Genomic DNA, 1885 nt, shown 5'->3' on the forward strand with positions numbered 1-1885 from the left:
CGGCCGCGCCCACGGGCGGCGGCGACGCGCACGCCTCGCTGCGCAAGGTGCTCGGCTACGCGGGCACCGAGATCGTCGAGGCCGCGTGCGCGCGGGCTGACCGGCGCGGCGCTGCTGGCGAGCGCGGACCTCATCGCGCTGCGCCTGCCGGTCGCGGTGCCGGTCGGCGTCGTCACCGGCGTCCTCGGCGGCGTGTACCTGGCATGGCTGCTGTCGGTGTCCGGGCGGCGTTGACGGACCCGGTCCTCGCAATTAGGTTAGCCTTACCTAAGTTGAGAGGAGTTCCGTGCTGACCTGGGATGAGCTCCACGCCGCGCTGGCCGAGGTGCTGGGCGAGCGCGCGGAGGCGGACGACAACCTCATCGAGCTGGGCATGGACTCGATCCGGCTCATGCAGCTCACCGGCCGGCTCCGGCGCCGCGGCGTCGAGATCCGCTTCGCCGAGCTGGCCGAACGTCCGACGCTCACCGGCTGGTGGGAACTGCTCACCGAGAAGGGCCAGGCGGAGGCGTCGGCCGGGCCCGCGCCGCGAACAGGCGCGGACGCCGGCGACGCCGCCGTCGAACCGGACGAGCCCTTCGCACTGGCGCTGATGCAGCACGCGTACTGGATCGGCCGCGACTCCGGGCAGGAGCTCGGGTCCGTCGCCGCCCACCTGTACGTAGAGCTGGACGGGCGCGCGATCGACCCGTCCCGCTTCGAGGCGGCCGTGGGCGCCCTGGTGCGGCGGCATCCGATGCTGCGCGCGGCCGTCCGCGACGACGGGACGCAGCAGATCCTGCCCGAACGTCCCGGTCCGCTCGTCACCGTCCACGACCTGCGCTCGTCGGACGACCCGGACGCCGAGCTGGAGCGCGTCCGGGACGAGATGTCGCGGCAGCGGCTCCCCATCGAGGACGGCCGCGTCTTCGACGCCCGGCTCAGCCTCCTCCCGGGCGGCGCGGCGCGGCTCCACCTGGACGTCGACATGGTCGCCGCCGACGCGATGAGCTACCGCGTCATGCTGGCCGACCTCGCCGCCCTGTACGAGGGCGAGACGCTCGCGCCGATCCGCTACGGCTACGCCCGCTACCTCGCCGACGACCCCCGCGCGCAGGCCCGCGCCGCCGACCGCCGCTGGTGGGCTGACCGCCTCGCCGGCCTCCCCGGCCCGCCCGAGCTGCCGGTCGTCCCGGAGCCGGGGGACCGCGTCGAGCGCAAGCACCACTGGCTGCCGCCGGACGCCAAGGACCGCTTCGTCTCCCGCGCCCACGCCGAGGGCGTCACCCCCGCCATGGCGCTCGCGGCGGTGTTCGCCGAAGTGATCGGCGCCTGGTCGGCGACGCCGCGGTTCCTGCTCAACCTGCCGCTGTTCCACCGCGAGCCCGTCCACCCCGACGTCGACCAGGTCGTCGGCGACTTCACCGGATCCATCCTGCTGGAGGCCGACCTCACCGAGGACCTCCCGTTCACCGGGCGGGCCCGCGCGCTCCAGGCGAACCTGCACACGGCCGGCGCGCACAGCGACTACTCGGGGCTGGAGGTGCTGCGGGACCTGTCGCGGCTGCGCGGGGAGCAGGTGCTCGCCCCGATCGTCTACACCAGCGCCCTCAACCTCGGCGAGCTGTTCGGCGACCGCGTCCGCGAGCTGTTCGGCGAACCCGGATGGATCATCTCGCAGGGACCGCAGGTGCTGCTGGACGCGCAGGTGACCGAGGTGTCCGGCGGCCTGCTGCTGAACTGGGACGTGCGCCTGCCCGCGTTCCCGGACGGCGTCGCGGAGGCGATGTTCGACGCCTACACCGCCGCGATCACCCGGCTCGGCGCGCCCGGCGCCGACTGGGACGCGCCCCTCGCCATCGCCGCCGCGCCCGACCGGCTCCGCGTCCGGCACGGGCTGAACGCG

Annotated in this window: 2 protein-coding genes; both read left to right on the forward strand. The window is 74.7% G+C overall.

The features are described from left to right. Positions 1–234: iron chelate uptake ABC transporter family permease subunit (locus AB0K37_RS41945; protein WP_363991759.1), on the forward strand; the 234-nt coding region annotated here is incomplete at its 5' end. A gap of 52 nt (positions 235–286) precedes the next feature. Then, on the forward strand, positions 287–1885 hold a 1599-nt coding region (locus AB0K37_RS41950), incomplete at its 3' end, for a condensation domain-containing protein (RefSeq protein WP_363991762.1).

The sequence above is a fragment of the Actinomadura sp. NPDC049753 genome, from assembly GCF_040674655.1.
GTDB lineage: Bacteria > Actinomycetota > Actinomycetes > Streptosporangiales > Streptosporangiaceae > Spirillospora > Spirillospora verrucosospora.